Source organism: Prevotella pectinovora (assembly GCF_000834015.1).
Lineage (GTDB): Bacteria > Bacteroidota > Bacteroidia > Bacteroidales > Bacteroidaceae > Prevotella > Prevotella pectinovora.
On record NZ_JXQI01000055.1, the window covers coordinates 1 to 19,068 of the forward strand.

At 49.5% G+C, this 19,068-nt stretch carries 14 protein-coding genes; 11 read left to right on the forward strand and 3 right to left on the reverse strand.

Annotated elements, in window-relative coordinates:
• The 6 genes from ST42_RS14305 to ST42_RS06295 form a co-directional block, all read left to right on the forward strand.
• The coding region (locus ST42_RS14305; RefSeq protein WP_231556946.1) for a hypothetical protein at nucleotides 1-197 on the forward strand (197 nt) is incomplete at its 5' end.
• A 1,456-nt stretch (nucleotides 198-1,653) separates the two neighbouring features.
• A complete protein-coding gene (locus ST42_RS06275; protein ID WP_044064595.1) occupies nucleotides 1,654-2,979 on the forward strand; it encodes an inositol-3-phosphate synthase in 1,326 nt (441 codons plus the stop codon).
• Nucleotides 2,963-3,976, forward strand: coding sequence for a hypothetical protein (locus tag ST42_RS06280; RefSeq protein WP_156136983.1), 1,014 nt, complete (start codon nucleotides 2,963-2,965; stop codon nucleotides 3,974-3,976). Before ST42_RS06275 ends, ST42_RS06280 begins: the two co-directional genes overlap by 17 nt.
• Nucleotides 3,973-5,169, forward strand: a complete 1,197-nt coding sequence (locus ST42_RS06285) for a GH25 family lysozyme (RefSeq protein ID WP_044072892.1) — start codon at nucleotides 3,973-3,975, stop codon at nucleotides 5,167-5,169. Before ST42_RS06280 ends, ST42_RS06285 begins: the two co-directional genes overlap by 4 nt.
• Before the next feature lie 94 nt (nucleotides 5,170-5,263).
• Nucleotides 5,264-6,754, forward strand: a complete 1,491-nt coding sequence (locus tag ST42_RS06290) for an endonuclease (protein WP_044072893.1) — start codon at nucleotides 5,264-5,266, stop codon at nucleotides 6,752-6,754.
• A gap of 723 nt (nucleotides 6,755-7,477) precedes the next feature.
• Nucleotides 7,478-8,887 carry an ATP-binding protein gene (locus tag ST42_RS06295; RefSeq protein ID WP_044072894.1) on the forward strand — a complete coding sequence of 470 codons (1,410 nt, stop codon included), beginning with the start codon at nucleotides 7,478-7,480 and terminating at the stop codon, nucleotides 8,885-8,887.
• Nucleotides 8,888-9,145: 258 nt separating this feature from the next.
• On the opposite strand, the gene ST42_RS06300 is transcribed toward ST42_RS06295, so the two are convergent.
• From ST42_RS06300 to ST42_RS06310, 3 genes are all read right to left on the reverse strand, one after another.
• Complete coding sequence (locus tag ST42_RS06300; protein WP_022316861.1) at nucleotides 9,146-9,997, reverse strand: OmpA family protein; 852 nt, start codon at nucleotides 9,995-9,997, stop codon at nucleotides 9,146-9,148.
• A 302-nt stretch (nucleotides 9,998-10,299) separates the two neighbouring features.
• The gene (locus ST42_RS06305; protein ID WP_044072895.1) at nucleotides 10,300-11,433 is read right to left on the reverse strand and encodes a PDDEXK nuclease domain-containing protein; all 1,134 of its coding nucleotides are present in this window, start codon (nucleotides 11,431-11,433) and stop codon (nucleotides 10,300-10,302) included.
• Nucleotides 11,433-11,648, reverse strand: coding sequence for a helix-turn-helix transcriptional regulator (locus ST42_RS06310; protein WP_042517970.1), 216 nt, complete (start codon nucleotides 11,646-11,648; stop codon nucleotides 11,433-11,435). Before ST42_RS06310 ends, ST42_RS06305 begins: the two co-directional genes overlap by 1 nt.
• A 433-nt stretch (nucleotides 11,649-12,081) precedes the next feature.
• Between ST42_RS06310 and ST42_RS06315 the strand changes: the two genes are divergently transcribed.
• The 5 genes from ST42_RS06315 (at nucleotide 12,082) to ST42_RS06330 (ending at nucleotide 19,011) form a co-directional block, all read left to right on the forward strand.
• Nucleotides 12,082-13,233 carry an MFS transporter gene (locus ST42_RS06315; protein WP_044072896.1) on the forward strand — a complete coding sequence of 384 codons (1,152 nt, stop codon included), beginning with the start codon at nucleotides 12,082-12,084 and terminating at the stop codon, nucleotides 13,231-13,233.
• Nucleotides 13,234-13,682: 449 nt separating this feature from the next.
• Nucleotides 13,683-13,811 carry a hypothetical protein gene (locus ST42_RS14440; RefSeq protein WP_262503198.1) on the forward strand — a complete coding sequence of 43 codons (129 nt, stop codon included), beginning with the start codon at nucleotides 13,683-13,685 and terminating at the stop codon, nucleotides 13,809-13,811.
• Nucleotides 13,812-13,959: 148 nt separating this feature from the next.
• On the forward strand, nucleotides 13,960-17,748 hold the full coding sequence (gene purL / locus ST42_RS06320) for a phosphoribosylformylglycinamidine synthase (RefSeq protein WP_044072897.1): 3,789 nt from the start codon (nucleotides 13,960-13,962) through the stop codon (nucleotides 17,746-17,748).
• A gap of 134 nt (nucleotides 17,749-17,882) precedes the next feature.
• Nucleotides 17,883-18,425, forward strand: coding sequence for a chromate transporter (locus ST42_RS06325; RefSeq protein ID WP_044072898.1), 543 nt, complete (start codon nucleotides 17,883-17,885; stop codon nucleotides 18,423-18,425).
• Nucleotides 18,426-18,435: 10 nt separating this feature from the next.
• Entirely contained in the window at nucleotides 18,436-19,011 is a 576-nt protein-coding gene (locus ST42_RS06330; protein ID WP_044064606.1) for a chromate transporter, read from the forward strand.
• The last annotated feature ends 57 nt before the right edge of the window (nucleotides 19,012-19,068 follow it).

Below are 19,068 nucleotides of genomic sequence, written 5' to 3' on the forward strand. Positions count from 1 at the left end.
GTGTTAAGCCTGTAGCTAGCGTTCATCCTGAGCCAGGATCAAACTCTCCATTGTATAATATCTTTATAATGACCTTTCCCGAAGGAAAGTTCGTTTTGTCTCTGTTCAGAATGCCTCCGAAAATCATCCGGTATCACCTTCAGAAATTGATAGGTTTCGTTCTACCCAGAACTCCTTTATCCATAACCCCTATATAATATAAGGTGGAAAAGAAGCCTGCTTCTTGTACTACTACTTCTCTGTTTATTGTAATCTTTTCAAAGAACTCTTTCTTTTGTCTGCCCTTTCTGACTTAATAACTGTTTTGTAACAGCGTTCGTTCTCAAAAGCGGATGCAAAGGTATGGGTTTTTCTCATACCATCCAAATGTTTTCAAAAGAAAATGAGAAAAAAATGACGGTTTTCCTTTTATTTGACAGAATTGAAGGGAAAGGTGTAGGGTTCACATTATAATTATATATGCGCGCGAAATGAAATTTTCAATGATTCCTGTTTGGGTGTTTCTTAGATTTGAAAGTGCGGGGCTCTCCCTTTTACTTAGCAAATGATTCGGTTGATGGTTTTTTATACAAAAACCATAATAAACCGCAAGTATAATGGCAGAAAATGAAAACAAGTCTGATGGCATCAGCCCCCTCTCGGTCTCGAACCCATCCTAACCTTCCCCGCAGGATAACCCATCCTGACATTCCCCAAGGGAAGGAACAAGTTACTATGCTTTGTCAAAGACTTCTTCAGACAATCATATCAGCCCCCACCTAGCCTCCCCCGTAGGGGAGGGACAGTTACTATTGCTATTGATAAGCCTCTGATAATCAGACGACTACTGACGATAACATTACTTGCAAGGATATCTGTCCCTCCCCTACGGGGGAGGCCAGGTGGGGGCTGATGGCAATTGGCTGAGTTATATTAATACTTTACTGCGCAGCAGGTTTGTCTTGGTTTATCGCCTGTATGCTTTTGCGAGGTGGTGACAAAAAGTCACCACCGATTCATGGCGGACAGGGTGACCGGCGAGAGCGTGCTCTCGTAAGGGCTAACTGGACGGCAGGAATCAAGCCGTGAGGCTCGCAAAAGCATACAGGGGCTTATCTTGGTTTTTGTCTGAAAGGCTTCAGGGTGGGTATCCTGGTTTTTGTCTTATATAAAAGTTGTTACTCCGTGATGACAAATCCGTGTTCCTAGAGTGATATCCGCTTTCTATTTTAGACCTGTGCCTGTCGCCGAAGGCTGATGGGCACTTTATTCTCACTGTCATGGAAAATGGAAGATTTTGGGCACTACTTGAAAAGAAAATGTGCCCAAAAATGGGACAAAACAAGACTGGAAACCACTGTAAGCGGAGAGGAACGGCAAATGCCTGAAGCGGGGACACAACGACAATACTGAATGACTGTATCAGTGAGCAACAAGATCAAAGAACTGAAGGAACCGGTTGTATTACAAGGTTTCACTGCCCAAGAAAAAAAAGAGAAGACATCAATACAGCAACAAAATAATTTCGCAAACAGACGTTCAAATGTTAATCACTTTGAAATATTGCAAGCATATCAATAAGAATGACTATCTTTGCATAATGTTGGCCCTGTTACACTAGGCTGCCGACAAACGATAATAATTACCACATTAACAGAATCATAAAAAAACGATATGCAAACAAGCGTAAAGCCCGCTGAGGGCAAATTAGGAATAATGATTGTTGGCAACGGTGCCGTTGCCACGACATTCATGACAGGTGTGCTGATGACACGTCGCGGTCTGACCAAGCCCATCGGCTCCATGACACAATACGACAAGATACGCGTAGGCAAGGGAACCGAGAAGAAATATCTGCACTACAAAGACATCGTGCCACTGGCTAGTCTCGACGACATCGTGTTCGGCACATGGGATGTATACCCACAGAATGCCTATCAGGCTGCGATGTATGCCGAGGTGCTGAAGGAGAAAGACATCAACCCCGTGAAGGACGAGCTGGAGAAGATCAAGCCTATGAAGGCCGCCTTCGACAAGAACTACGCCAAACGCCTCGACGGTGACAACGTGAAAGACTGCAAGACGCGTTGGGAGATGGTGGAAGCACTGCGTGAAGACATCCGCAACTTCAAGAAGGAGAACAACTGCTCACGCATCGTGGTGATTTGGGCTGCCTCAACGGAAATCTACGTTCCGGTGGACGAGAAGATCCACTATTCGCTCGAAGCTCTGGAGAAGGCGATGAAGGAAGACGACCGCGAACACGTGGCACCATCAATGTGCTACGCCTATGCCGCCCTCACCGAAGGAGCACCGTTCATCATGGGTGCGCCAAACACAACTGTCGACATTCCAGCCATGTGGGAACTTGCCGAGAAGACGAAGATGCCTATCTCGGGCAAGGACTTCAAGACCGGTCAGACCCTCGTAAAGAGCGGTTTCGCCCCAATCATCGGCACCCGTTGCCTGGGACTGAGCGGATGGTTCTCTACAAACATCCTCGGCAACAGAGACGGTCTCGTGCTCGACGAGCCGGCAAACTTCCACACCAAGGAGGTGAGCAAGCTCTCCACACTGGAGACAATCCTGAAGCCCGACGTGCAGCCCGATCTCTATGGCCACGGCAACGACGAGGACACACAGTATTATCATAAGGTGCGCATCAACTACTACCCTCCACGCAACGACAACAAGGAGGGCTGGGACAACATCGACATCTTCGGATGGATGGGCTACCCAATGCAGGTGAAGATAAACTTCCTCTGCCGCGACTCCATCCTCGCTGCCCCTCTGCTGCTCGACCTCTGTCTGCTGAGCGACCTCGCCGCAAGAGCCGGACGCTATGGCACGCAGCGTTTCCTGAGTTTCTTCCTCAAGAGTCCTATGCACGACTATACCAAGGGCGAAGAGGCAGTAAACAACCTATACCAACAGTACACAATGCTTAAGAACGCCATCCGTGAGATGGGTGGTTATGAAGCTGATGAAGAGATTGACTAATAAACAAAAGAAGACAATATTGTGGTCGCTACCAGTAGTAATACTGGCAGCGATTGCTTTTATTACGGTACCCTCGCTGCTGCCCGAAAGCTACGACAGCATGAAACGGAGCGTGGTTACCGTAGAATGCGGTGAATACTACGAGATTCTGAGCCGTGGCAGAGTGATAGCCTGTTGCAACGACATCAATGCCGACACCACGCTCCATGCCGTTAGCGTAAAGCCCGACAGCGACACGGAGCGCAAGGCAATGGTGTGCGGATGCTGGATAAACAGGTTCACATTCATGCCCTCATGCCAGGGCCGCATACTCACCGTCAGTCCATTTTCCACCGACGCAAGACTGATTTCCATGGCAAACAGGAACATCGGCACCCTGATTGAGAATACCATCAAAAGAGCCGAAGAGATGCTTGCCACCGACATGAAGAGGGAGACCGAAATGGATTATTATCTGAATACCCACAACGTGAAAGACGAAGGATACAACGCCATCGCCGCATACGCTGAGGAGAACAAGAAGAAAAAAGACAGTCTGCAGCACAGCATCAACCTGCTGAAATCGCTGCAACAGAAAAAGGGACTCAAGATAAGGCGCAAAAGCAGATATACGCTGGTATACCCCGTCAACGCGAAGAAGGCGAACAGAATAGCATGCCGCATCCTGCCTGAGGAGTCGGGAAAGACATCAAGAAGCACCATCGTGCTGCAGACGAAAGGCAAGTTCATGCCCGAAGATGCAAACAGCCTGTATGGATTCGACGTATTCTGCCTTATCCCCGAAAAGGGCGACACCATATCCATAGCCGGAGTCTTCGGACTGACAAAGAACAGTCTGCCCAGCACAGCGCTCCAGAAGCCAAACATTTTCAGAGGCACCACCATCTCAACCGAGCGCCATGCCACACCAGAGCTGCTGGCTCCCGAGGGCGCGCCGATATTCAACCGCAACGGATATTTCATCGGAATAAACAACAAGGGAGGAATAGTGAAATGAAAATATCCCACCTTATTATATATGCCTTGACGGCACTCGCCATCATCTCATGCAAAGACGGCAAGCCCATCGACACCGTGACCCTATACCACGGCGACTACTGCTACCGCGGAGAGATGGCACACGGCAAGCGGAACGGCTACGGAGTGTTGTCGCTGAAAGACAGTATCGTGTACAGCGGAATGTGGAAAGACGGCAAACGCTGTGGCTACGGCACTACGACCGACTCTCTGGGCAGACGGATCACCGCACTATGGCACGCCGACACGATAGTGAGCGGAACGCGAGAGGACTCTCTCGGAATATACCACGGAGGATTCAGTGAAGACCTGCTTGCCGACGGACACGGCACATGGAGAAATGCCGACGGAGAATTCTATACCGGCCAGTGGACCGCCGACCGCCGCAACGGTTTCGGCTGCGGAGTGGCAGAGAACGGCAAGGTGAAAGCCGGCGACTGGCGGAAGGACAGATACCGCGGAGAGAAGATGGTGCATACAGCCGACAGGATATACGGCATCGACGTGTCGAGATACCAACACGAGAAGGGAAAGAAGAAATTCCATCTCGACTGGACAAAGGTGCGAGTCATCGGACTGGGTTCCGGAAGGAGAAGTGCCGGCGACATAAACTACCGCATCTCATTCGCATACATAAAGTCAACGGAAGGCGTCACCGTGCGCAACAGATATTTCGCCTCCGACTATGTCAACGCCAAGAAGAGAGGCATCGCCGTAGGGGCATACCACTTCTTCTCGACAAGGAGCAGTGCTGCGGCGCAAGCGCATTTCTTCCTTAGACACACGGCTCTGAAAGTCGGCGACATGCCTCCCGTTCTCGACGTGGAGCCAAGCGACGCCCAGATAAAACAGATGGGCGGACCGGAAGTGATGTTCCGTGCCATCAGGACATGGCTCAACATCGTGCGCAACGCCACCGGCACGAAGCCCGTGCTCTACGTGAGCCAGAATTTCGTGAACAGATATCTGTCTGCCGCTCCCGACATCAAGGGCAATTACCCCGTATGGATTGCGCGCTACGGACAATACCGTCCTGACGTCAGGCTCGCCTTCTGGCAGCTCACGCCCTACGGCAAGGTGAGAGGAATACAGGGAGACGTCGACGTCAACGTGTTCAACGGATACAAGGAGCAGTTTGCCGAATTTCTGCATAAGGAGACGATAAAGAAATAAACGCCATGCTACCTTTGCCCCTGCCTGCCACACGGCAGAAAAATGGCGCAAGGAAGGGAATAACAAAGAAAATAAAACTACATAAAACGACGACATGAAGAAAAGCAAATTCAGAACATTAGCCACGCTGATTGCACTGGCTTGTTCCAGCGTAGCATCCCTGGCACAGATTCCAGAGGGCTACTACGACTCACTGAAGGGAAAGAAGGGTGCAGAACTGAAAAGCGCAGTCCACGACATCATCAAAGACGCCAAAGTATTGAGCTATGGCTCTGGTAGCGGAAATACCTGGTGGGGATTCTGGATTACCGACCGCACCAGCGACGGACGCTTCATCGACCGCTACTCCAATGAGAGCACATGGCCGATGAGCACAAGCCAGGGAGCAGCGGGAGCCGGAATGAACATCGAGCACTCGTTCCCCAAGAGCTGGTGGGGAAAGACAGAAAACCAGGCATACAAAGACCTCTACAACCTCATGCCCTGCGAGAGCAAGATAAACAGCAGCAAGAGCAACTACCCGATGGGCGAAGTGGTGAGCGGCGACACAGGAAACGGATGGACGAAGGTGGGCAACGGCAACGACGGCAAGAAATACTGGGAGCCTGCCGATGAGTGGAAAGGCGACTTCGCACGCGGATACATGTATATGGCAACCTGCTACAGCGGACTGCCCTGGACGGGAGTGGGACTGCAGATTCTGGAGAAGAACGACTACCCCACCCTACAGAAATGGGCTTACGACCTATACATAAAATGGGCAAAGGCAGACATGCCAAACGAACTGGAGATAACGAGAAACAACAAGGTGAGCGAGATACAAGGCAACCGCAACCCGTTCGTTGACTTCCCTAACCTGATGGAATATATCTGGGGCGACAGCATAGACTACGCCTTCGATCCTATGACCACCACCTGTTCAGACAACTACAAGGGCGATGACACACCTGTCACCCCTTCCGACGTGATTGCCTCATACGATTTCACCAAGGGCGAGTGTGGTTTCACAATCGAAGACGTGAACAACCCGCTTGACAACAGCAACATCTGGGTGATAACAGACACATACGGATGGAAGGGAACGGCATTCAAAGGCAGCTGCCATGAGGCCGACTCTTATCTCGTATCGCCGGAGATAGACCTCACGGGCTGTGAATCGGCAAAGATGAACATCAACCAAGCAGTGAACTTCATAAAGACCGACAACATTACAGACAGGCTCAGCGTGGAGGTACGTTGCGACGGAACGGCAACGGTGCTCAGCGGTTTCACATGGCCTACGGGCGACAATTGGACTTTCGTGGAATCAGGAGACATAAGCCTCAACGAATTCGCCGGCAAGAAGATACGCGTGGCATTCAGATACACCAGCACCTCTACAATCGCCTCTACATGGGAGATTAAGAAGATGACAGTAAGCGGCAAGAAGATGACCGACGGCATCAGCGACGCCGCAACGATTACCAACTCCAAAGAGCCTCGCCTGACCTTCAACATCAACGGCGAACGCATCACCGACACCGCCAACCACAACGGCATCATAATAGTGAAGCAGGGTGGCAAGAGCTGGAAAATCACAAGATAAGATGAACAGCTGACAATACTTGAATCACAAAAAAACGGTCATTAGGGCATCATGAATTATATAATTCCGAGCAAGCCCTAATGACCGTTTTTTGTTTAACCCAAATCGGTCATTAGGGCTTGCCTGGATTTTGTTCTTTTAGAAGAGTGGATTTTGTTTGGCTTTTAATGAGTAATAGCGAGCTATTACGAATTAAAAACAAGCAAAAGACGCCTTATAAAAAACAAAAGACTGCAAGCAGTAAATATAAAATACAATAAACGGCCTAATGACCGTTTTGGGTTTAATTGTTCTTTTACTTGAGGATGAACTTCCTGTCATTGATGATGTAAGCACCCTTCTTCAGACCCTTCAGACTCTTCGCATTGAGCATCACAGCCTGACCGTCGAGAGTATATTCCAATGACATAATATCAATGCTAAGAAGAAACCTGCAAACACTGCAAGAAAAGACAAATCGCAAGGAAAGGCTCCGCCTCTGGCAAACATTCAGACGGCGCTTCCTATCCAACCCTAACGGATAGCAAACGACAAGCATCTGACAGCGGGGAAACGGAATAATTCCCCATAATGCGCATCAAAAACACGGAATAATTCCCCAATATGAGGTCGGTTTTTATGGAATAATTCCCTTTTTTGACACCGTTTTTCATGGAATAATTCCCCAATGCTTGCGTAAGTCGCTTATTATTAGTACATTTGCAGAAACTCAATCCACATATCATGTTAAAGAGGAAGTTTACGGAACGACTGGAAAAATTCCTTACCAAGGAAACGCGAAAAATACTCCTTGTTAATGGTGCAAGACAGATTGGCAAGTCTTATCTGATAAGGCATATCGGAAAGAATCTGTTCAAGCATTTTGTAGAGATAAACCTGAAAGCCGACCAGGAGGGCGAACGCATCTTTGCCACGATAAGAAGCAAAGAGGATTTCTATCTGCAACTTGGCGCAATTGCCGGCGACAATCTCGGTAACGAGAATGACACGCTGGTATTCCTTGACGAGATACAGTCGTATCCGCATCTGTTGACGTTGCTGAAATTCCTGAACGAAGACGGGAAATACAGATATGTGGCAAGCGGTTCGCTATTGGGCGTTGCCCTATCGCAGACCCCATCGGTGCCAATTGGCAGCATATCCATAGAGCAGATGTATCCGCTGGACTTCGAAGAATTCTTATGGGCGATGGGATGCGGTGAGGAAACGATAGCAGGCATCCGCAAGTGTTTTTCATCACATGAATCACTCAACGACTCCATGCACAACTACCTGCTGCAGCAGTTCAGGATATATCTCCTTGTTGGCGGAATGCCTGATGCAATAAACAAATTCAAGGAAAACCGCAACATAGCCCAGGTAAGAGCCATCCAGCGCGATATCCATGCGCTGTATAGGATTGACGCCTCACAATATGACAATGAACGCAAGCTCGTAATTCGGAAAATCTACGATATGGTGCCTTCGAACATGGAGAACAAGAAGAAGAGGATAATAGTAAAGAACATAGAAGACACCAAATCACACAAGCAGTTCAGCGACTACGCTGAAGAGTTTGAATATCTCACGAATTCCGGAGTTGCATTGCCGGTGAATGCCATCAGCAACCCGAAATTTCCACTTGCCGAATCTGAAAGCAAGAATCTTCTGAAACTGTACCTCAGCGATGTAGGACTGCTGACCAACCTGCTTTACGGAACAAACATCAAGGCTGTGTTGAAAGATGAGCGCAGCGTAAACTTGGGAGCGGTATACGAGTCGGCTGTAGCTCAGGAATTGCATGCACACGGGTTCTCGCTCCACTATTATGACAACAAGCAGAAAGGAGAGGTGGATTTCCTCATCGACGACTACGAACGCCTCACCGTATTGCCGATAGAAGTGAAATCAGGAAAGGACTACCGCATACACAGCGCACTGGACAAATTCCTTGCCACACCAGACTACAACATCAACCGTGGCGTGGTGTTGAGCAATGAACAGAAGGTACACTCGGACAAGGGCATCATATATATGCCGATATACTACTGTATGTTCTTCCTGCGCGACAACTCAAAAGAATCCGACACCATAATCCCGGAACTGACGCTTCCAGAACAAGCAGCTGATGACAAACAAGATCCTCTCTTCTGACAAACAAAATCCGAGCAAGCCCTAAATGACCGATTTAGGGTCTTATCGGCATAATCCGACAACTCTGAATTATATTTATGATTGGCGGAAATCTGGTTATAGCAGAAAAGAGGGAAGCATCTACAAGAAAGAAGTGAGGAAAACAGGCAGGAAGAGTGTTCTCGCCAGACTGCAATCTGGCCCTACAAACTATAAAAAGCGTACCAGCCTTTGCAGAACGGTACGCTTTTTATGGTATGTTCAATGATATAAGAATCCTTACTTCTCCTCCGGAGCCTTGTCGATGAGGTCCATAAACTGGTCGAGCTTAGGAGTGATGATGATCTGAGTGCGGCGGTTGCGCTGCTTTGCAACATCAGAATTGTTGTTGGTGATAGGGTTATACTCACCACGTCCACCGGCTGTGAGACGCTTAGGATCTACACCATACTGGTTCTGCAAAGCCTGAACCACGCTTGAGGCGCGCAGACAAGAGAGGTCCCAGTTGTTGCGGATGTTCTTCATCGAAGCGGCGCTGCTGTTCACAGGCACATTGTCGGTGTTACCCTCGATGAGCACGTCGTAGTCTTTGTAGTCCTTGATGATCTTGGCGATTTTGCTCAGAGTCTCGGCAGCACGGTCGTTGATTTCATAGCTACCGCTCTTGTAGAGCATGTTGTCGGCAAGCGAGATGTAAACGACGCCCTTCAGCACCTGCACGTCAACCTCCTTCATCTCCTCCTTGCTCAGCGAACGGGTGAGGTTGTTTGTCAGCACCATGTTGAGAGAGTCGCTCTTGCTCTTCACCTCAACGAGGTGACGGATATACTGGTTAGACTCGTTGATCTGGTCTACGAGCTTCTCGATGCTGATATTGTTCTGTCCCGCATTTGCCAAGCTCTTGTCGAGCGAACCCTGCAGGGCGGCATAGTCTTTCTTTGCCTGGGCGAGCTGGTCTTCGAGGCTTGCCACGCGAGCGCGGCTTGCAGCGAGCTGCTCCTTGGAATCCTGATAGTTCTTTGTCAGCTCCTTATTCTCGTTCTGACAGTTCTCAAGGTCTTTCTTGCTGGCACAGCTACCCAACACGAGACAGCCAACAGCAAATGTCATAGCTAAAATTTTCTTGTTCATAGTTATTTTCCTTTATTTTTTTGTTATCAATGTTTTGTGGCTTTCCCATCCCTCAAAAGGCCTCAACGGGGGATGACACGGGAATCGCGCCACGAATTTATTAATAAAGACGTGCATAACCGCTTTTTATTTACTCCACTTAAAACATTTTAACCTGAAAGCGATTAAGTTATCGTATATTAACCAAAAAAGGAGGGCTTATCCCGAATCAATCATTAGGGCTTGCCTGTATTTTGCTCTTTTAGAAGAGTGGTTTTAAATCTATAAACTTATATATCTTTTTGGCCATAAAATTTTTATTTCTACATTAACTCTTTCAGTCCTTCCAATCCTCCAAGGACTTCTCCATACTCTTCTGGTAGCTCATTTGCTGCCCTATATGTTGCAACGCCCATTGGCTTTCTTGTGTCTCGCAGAGCATACTCCACCGTCCGTTGCTTTTGTCCTCGACAAAGAATGATTCCGATGGACGGATTTTCATTGGGCAAGCGCACAAGGTCGTCAAGAGCAGACAGGTAGAAGTTCATCTTTCCAACATATTCAGGCAGAAACTCTGTCCACTTCAACTCTATCGCTACCAGACATCTTAATCTACGGTTGAAGAAAAGGAGGTCTATAAAATATTCCTTGTCATCAACGATTAATCTGTACTGGTTGCCCATATAAGAAAAGTCGGCACCAAGAGCCATGATAAACCGCTTTATATTTTCAACGATCTTGGCTTCCACCTTGTGCTCATCCCATTCATCTACATCATCAATCTCTATGAAATCAAGTTTGTAGTTCTTGCGAAACGCCCTCATTGCCTTTTGTTTCTGTTCGCCATCATGCAAAGTTACAGCAAAATTATTGGGCATTGTGCCTTCCTTCAAATACAGTTGCTCACGTATATTATATTTAAGTTTGTCAACACTCCAAAACTCACTTGCAACACGCCTTATATAAAAAAGACGTTCATTAATTGACTCTGATCGTCTAAGTATCTCATAATGATGGGTAAACTGCACTGTAAGGAAAGCTTCCAGTGTTGCTTTATCAAATTGGTCAGTTATTAACTGACCAATTGTTATTTCATCATTGTCTGCCGAAACAGGTGAGATTTTATTTGATTTTACACTATTATTCCCTTTAAAGAATATTATTCCAAAAAACTCTTTCCATCCTTCATAAAACACACACATTTTCTTTAGGTTGCTTTTTGTAAAGCCCCTAAGTCCCGGCAATTCCTGTTGTAGCTGTGAAGAAATCGTATCAAGAACTTTATCACCCCAATGTGAGGTTTGTTTACGACATGATATATATCCACCGATGGAATAATTCAAGGCCAAAGAATCCTTGTTGGCTTGAATCATCACCTTACGCCTCGTTTGCAGAATAGCTACTTTTATAGCTTCTACCGCTCGATGGATGTCAGTTTGGATTATATTTTGTTCCATTATATTTCTTCATTATCAACTATTAATATATCCGAAAGTTCGACATTGAGCAACTTTGATATTTTAATCAAACACTCAACGTCTGGCTGGCTTGAATTGGTGCACCATTTTGAGATGGTTGTTTTATCTTTTCCAAGTTGCTCAGCCAGCCATAAGCCTGTTTTCTTTTTCTCAACAAGCAACAGTTTTAGGCGATTCAACTCTTTATGTGTCATAATATTTAATTTATACCGCAAAATTACTATTTATTATCAACAAACTTTCAAAAACAGCCTTATTTTTATGCTATTTTCTCAACAAGTTGAAAACTATTCAATAGTTTTATGTCTTTTCCGAGGATTGAACTACAATATAAAAGACAAAAGACTGCAAACAGTCATAATATATTGCATTGAACGCCTAATGACCGATATGGGATTATTATATATAGGTGGAGGAAATTGCCGATTGCCACGCCATACTATATAGCCGGTACCTTCACGTGTCTTTGAGGATAATGGGCGACACGGGAAAACATTCTTCCGCCTGGTGCCTCGTTTTTGATAGTTTTGTCGTAATTTTGCAGCCGGTAAGAAGACAGCGCCCTGAAAACGACAACAAACTACTGCCGGGGCGGAATGCAAAATCGGATAACAACAACAAAAGACAATGAAAAAGAGTTTGATTGCCCTTGCCTTCGGAACGCTGGCACTGGGAATGACGGAGTTTGTGATGATGGGCATCCTGGCCGACGTTGCCAATGCACTGGGCATAACCATTCCGCAGGCCGGACATCTGGTGTCTGCATACGCCCTGGGAGTGACCTGCGGCGCACCGCTGCTTGCCGTGGCGAAACAGTTCCGGCCCAAGAGCATACTGCTGTTTCTGGTATGCCTGATATTCATCGGAGCGCTGATATCATCGGTGGCACAGAGCTATGAGATGCTGCTCGTGGCGCGTTTCATCTCCGGACTCCCCCATGGAGCATACTTCGGAGTGGCGTCTATCGTTGCCGTGCGCCTTGCCGATGAGGGTCACAAGACGGGTGCCGTGTCTACGATGATTGCAGGCATGACGGTGGCAAACCTGCTGGGAGTACCGCTCGAAACGGCGCTCAGCGCCCACATCTCATGGCGCATGCCGTTTATAATCATATCTTTCTACTCGCTGCTCGTGATATATTATATATGGAAATGGGTGCCTCAGCTGGAGGTGACACCCAGCAACGGATACAAGGGACAGTTCCGCTTTCTGAAGACCGGTGCGCCGTGGCTCATTCTCGGTGCCACGATGCTCGGCAACGGCGGCGTGTTCTGCTTCTACAGCTACGTCACCCCGATACTGACCAGCGACGGCGGCATACCATACGAATATATGTCGGCGATAATGATTCTCGCCGGTTTCGGCATGGTGGTGGGCAATCTCGTCAGCGGAAAGCTCAGCGACCGCTACACTCCGGGCAGGGTGGCCACGGCGATGATGCTGTTTGCCGCCGCATCACTGATGTCGGTATTCATCTTCGCCCACAACGGCTGGGTAGCAGCAGCGTTCACCGTGTTCTCGGTGCTCAGCATGTTCGCCATGAGCAGTCCGCAGCAGTATCTCATCCTCAAACACGCTCCCGGCGGCGAGATGCTCGGCGGCGCCTGCATACAGATGGCATTCAATATGGGAAACGCCGTGGGGGCTTTCCTTGGCGGACTGCCTATAGCGGCAGGTCTCGACGACAGGTATGCGGCGATTGTGGGAGCTCCGATGGCACTTGGTGCGGCTGTGCTGATGACGGCGTTTTGTGTAAAGTATGAAAAGAACAAAGTCTGAACATCATACTTTTACCTGTTTCCCAAGACAGAATGACGATACTTGAGTCCCAATGTTTTTTATGAGTAATAGTTGCCCATATCGCTGAATCTCAGCAAAAGCGAGAATTTCTGAAAAACTGTCAGATTGTCTGGTTTTTTGTTGTAATATTCTGACAAACAGATAGTTAACCGTCTGGCGATTGTCAGGCAATTGTCTGGATGGTTTGCTGATGAGAGGAATTGTCAGATGGATGGAATTGCATGCGTTGGCTGAACTCCGTAAATGGGAATGTATCGGGCAGGTATCGGAAACCAAATCTGCCCATCCGGGGCAAGCAGCGTGCCCATGATGAGAAAGCAGCTTTCCCCAGTTGGGCAAGCAGCGTGCCCGATTTTAACCAGAATCGGTCATTAGAATTAAGTGTGCACTAAATTAATTCCGCCAACGGGTAAACAAATGATTTTATCATGCGAACGGACAACTTCTATGGAAAATATGAAAACAAGCATCCGATGATAGTTGTAGGTCTTGAAACAGAACGGAAGATGAAGGATTTTGGATTGAAGGGCATTGATTTTGATAATGTTTATGGCTGATAATGTATTATCAGGAAAATGTATATGGAGGTATAAAGCACATTTTCTTGCCGCCAATTGTTTCAGTCTGCAATATTTTTTTTACCTTTGCACGCATAACATTTGTTAGTAAGACAAACAAACATATTAAAAGATATCTATAAACGTTATGATTCTTTTTTTCAGAACTCCTTCAAAGAGCGTGATAGCAACACAGGTTGACCATCAGCTCGACAGCAATGAGATTAACGAACTTTGTTGGCTCTTCGGAGACGCCGTGCTCGAAAAGGCAGACAGCCTCGAGGGTTTCTTCGTGGGACCACGCCGTGAAATGATTACTCCTTGGAGTACGAATGCCGTTGAGATAACACAGAACATGAATCTCCACGGCATTTCGCGTATTGAGGAGTATTTCCCCGTGAGCTCGGCCGACGCTGACCACGACCCGATGCTGCAGCGCATGTACGACGGCATCGGACAGGACGTGTTCACCGTAAATCACGAGCCGGAGCCTATCAAGCGCATCGACAACCTCGAGGAGTATAACGAGCAGGAAGGTCTTGCCCTCTCGCCAGAGGAAATAGAATACCTGCACAAAATCGAGAAGCAGTTGGGCAGACCGCTGACCGACTCTGAGGTGTTCGGCTTCGCACAGATCAACTCGGAGCACTGCCGCCACAAGATTTTCGGCGGTGTGTTCATCATCGACGGCAAGGAGATGGAAAGTTCGCTCTTCGCCATGATCAAGAAGACGACAAAGGAGAACCCCAACAAGATTCTCTCGGCATACAAGGACAACGTGGCGTTCTCGCAGGGACCGGTTGTGGAGCAGTTCGCACCGGCAGACCAGTCTACGTCTGACTACTTCCAGGTGAAAGACGTGGAGAGCGTTATCTCGCTGAAGGCGGAGACACACAACTTCCCTACTACAGTGGAGCCTTTCAACGGTGCCGCTACGGGTACGGGCGGTGAGATCCGCGACCGTATGGGCGGCGGTGTAGGCTCATGGCCTATCGCCGGAACAGCCGTTTACATGACAGCCTATCCTCGTCTGAAGGAAGACGAGCTAAGCCTCAAGGCGAGCAAGGTGGCACGTGGCGAAGACGCCGCCAAGGAATACACCGGCGAGCGCGACTGGGAGGACATCATGCCGGTGAGAAACTGGCTGTATCAGTCGCCTGAACAGATTCTCATCAAGGCATCAAACGGTGCTTCCGACTTCGGAAACAAGTTCGGCCAGCCGCTCATCTGCGGTTCGGTGCTCACATTCGAGCATCAGGAGCCTACCACTACCGACGAGGCAGAAACGAAATATGCCTACGACAAGGTGATCATGCTTGCCGGCGGTGTGGGCTACGGCACCAAGCGCGACTGTCTGAAGAAAGAACCACAGAAGGGCAACAAGGTTGTCGTTGTGGGTGGCGACAACTATCGCATCGGTCTCGGTGGCGGTTCGGTATCATCCGTTGACACCGGCCGCTACAGCAACGGCATCGAGCTGAACGCCGTGCAGCGTGCCAACCCGGAGATGCAGAAGAGAGCATACAACCTCGTGCGCGCTCTCTGCGAAGAGGACACCAACCCTGTTGTCAGCATCCACGACCACGGATCGGCAGGTCATCTGAACTGTCTGTCGGAGCTGGTTGAGGAATGTGGTGGACGCATCGACATGACCAAACTGCCTATCGGCGACAAGACGCTGTCGGCAAAGGAGATAATAGCCAACGAGAGCCAGGAGCGCATGGGACTGCTCATCGACGAGAAGCACATCGAACACGTGCGCAAGATTGCCGAGCGCGAGCGTGCTCCGCTGTATGTTGTCGGCGAGACTACCGGCGACGCACACTTCTCATTCGTGCAGGGCGACGGTGTGAAGCCTTTCGACCTGGATGTGGCTCAGATGTTCGGACACTCTCCTGTGACATACATGAACGACGTGACAGTGGAACACCACTATCAGGACGCTACATACTCTCTGAAGTCTATCGACGAATACGTGGAGCGTGTGCTCCAGCTGGAGTCGGTGGCATGCAAGGACTGGTTGACCAACAAGGTAGACCGCTCCGTAACCGGCAAGATCGCCCGCCAGCAGTGTCAGGGCGAGATACAGCTGCCACTCTCCGACTGTGGTGTAGTGGCTCTCGACTACCGCGGCCACAAGGGTATCGCAACAGCTCTCGGACACGCTCCGCAGGCTGGACTCGCCAACCCGGAGGCAGGTTCGGTATTGTCGGTGGCTGAATCACTGACCAACATTGTGTGGGCTCCGCTCGCCGACGGCATGGACAGCCTCAGCCTGTCGGCAAACTGGATGTGGCCCTGCCGCTCACAGAAGGGCGAGGACGCCCGTCTCTATGCTGCAGTGAAGGCGCTCAGCGACTTCTGCTGCGCTCTCCACATCAACGTGCCTACAGGAAAGGACTCTCTGTCGCTCTCTCAGCAGTATCCTAACGGCGAGAAGATCATCTCTCCGGGAACTGTCATCGTGACGAGCGGCGGCGAAGTGAGCGACGTGCGCAAGGTGGTATCGCCGGTGGTAGTGAACGACAAGAATTCTTCTATCTATCATATCGACTTCTCGTTCGACGAACTGATGCTCGGCGGAAGTGCTTTCGCACAGAGCCTCGGCAAGGTGGGCGACGACGTGCCTACGGTGAAGAACCCGGAGTATTTCGCCGATGCATTCAACGCCGTGCAGGAGATGATAAAGAGGGGCTGGATAATGGCAGGCCACGACATCAGCGCCGGTGGTCTCATCACCACACTGCTTGAGATGTGTTTCGCCAACGCCAAGGGCGGTATGCACATCAACCTGCACGACATAGCAGGCGACGACGTGGTGAAGATGCTTATGGCTGAGAACCCGGGAGTGGTGGTACAGATTTCTGACGACCACAAGCAGGAGTTCAAGGAATTCATGGACGAGGCAGGCGTAAGCTTCGCCAAGATCGGATATCCTACTCCAAAGGAGCGCACCATCACGGTGAAGGCTGGCGACTACAAGCATGAGTTCGACATCGACAAGCTGCGCGACGTATGGTATAAGACTTCTTATCTGCTCGACCGCGACCAGAGCATGAACGGATGTGCTGCAGAGCGCTACAACAACTATAAGGAGGAGAAGCTGGAGATGAAGTTCAACAAAGACTTCACCGGCAAGCTCGAGCAGTATGGCATCTCTGCCGACCGCCGCACGGCGTCTGGCGTGAAGGCTGCCATCATCCGCGAAAAGGGCACAAACGGTGAGCGCGAAATGGCTTACTCTCTGTATCTCGCCGGATTCGACGTGAAGGACGTGATGATGACCGACCTCGTGAGCGGCCGCGAGACTCTGGAGGATGTCAACATGATTGTGTTCTGCGGTGGATTCTCTAACTCCGACGTGCTCGGTTCTGCCAAGGGATGGGCAGGTGCATTCCTCTTCAACCCTAAGGCTAAGGAGGCACTCGACAAGTTCTATGCCCGTGAGGACACCCTGTCGCTCGGTATCTGCAACGGATGCCAGCTGATGGTGGAACTCAACCTCATCAACCCTGAGCACAAGCAGCGCGCACGCATGCTCCACAACAAGTCGCACAAGTTCGAGAGCAACTTCCTCTGTCTCACCATACCGGAGAACAACAGCGTGATGTTCAATACTCTGAGCGGCAACAAGCTGGGTATCTGGGTGGCCCACGGCGAGGGCAAGTTCTCGCTGCCTGAGGCTGAGTCGGAATACAATGTGATTGCCAAGTACAGCTACGCCGGATATCCTGGCAACCCTAACGGTTCGGACTACAACGTGGCTGGTATCTGCTCTAAAGACGGCCGCCATCTGGCTATGATGCCTCACTTGGAGCGTGCCATCTTCCCATGGCAGAACGCCTGGTATCCTGCCGACCGCCGCAACGACGACGTGACGCCATGGATCGAGGCATTCGTGAACGCACGCAAGTGGATTGAGAACAAGACGAAGTAAGAGGAAACGAATCTTACGGACGGAACCGCAGCGCGCGGAATGACCGCACTACGGTTCTACTGACATAAGGAAACGACGACCCTCCCCTCGAAGGCTAACACACTGAGGGGAGGGTTCTTTTAATAATACAAGATATGAACCTGTATCTGACCTTTTTCAAGACTTTCTTCAAGATAGGACTGTTCACCCTCGGTGGCGGATATGCCATGATTCCGATAATAGAGAAGGAGGTGGTGGACAACTACAACTGGATAAAGAGGGAAGACTTCATCGACATCATCGCCATAGCGCAGAGCTGTCCGGGAGTGCTCGCCATAAACATGAGCGTGTTTATCGGCTATAGGCTGAAGAAACTGCCCGGCGCCCTCGTGACGTGTCTTGCCACGGCACTGCCCTCGTTTATCATCATACTGCTCATCGCGATGTTCTTCCATCAGTTTGAACACAACAAGGTGGTGGAGGCGATGTTCCGCGGAATACGCCCTGCCGTGGTGGCTCTCATTGCCGTCCCTACATTCAAGCTGGCGAAGTCGGCTAACGTTACGCTTAACAACTGCTGGATTCCGATCGGATGCGCCTTGGCGATATACCTAATGGGAATATCACCGATATTGATAATACTGCTCGCCGGAATATGCGGATATGTCTACGGACAATATATCAAGCCCACGGAATAAAAATAATATTATGCTATACCTGAAACTATTCATAACGTTCTTCCAGATAGGACTCTTCGGATTTGGCGGCGGCTACGGTATGCTGTCGCTGATACAGACGGAGGTGGTACACAACCATCACTGGCTCACGACAGCGGAGTTTACCGACATCGTGGCGATAAGCCAGATGACACCGGGACCGGTGGGAATAAACTCGGCTACCTACTGCGGATACACGGCGGCTCACAATGCCGGATACGGCGAGGGAATGTCGGTGCTCGGAAGCGTGACGGCAACGACGGCTCTGGTATTGCCGTCGCTGATACTGATGATACTGATAGCGAAGATGTTTCTGAAATATATGAGCACCACTCCCGTACAGAGTGTGCTCAGCGGACTGCGTCCTGCCGTGGTGGGACTGCTCGGCGCTGCCACATTGCTGCTGCTGTCGAAAGAGAACTTCAGCACTCCCGACATCAACCCATGGCAGTTCGGAATCAGCTGCTTCCTGTTCATCGCCACTTTCATTGGCACATACTTCATGAAGATAAACCCGATAAAGATGATAGTATATGCAGCTTTTGCAGGACTGGTGCTGCTGTATTAACCCCAATCGGTCATTAGGGCTTTGTCTGATGACCGATTCGGGTTTACTATTGTCCGC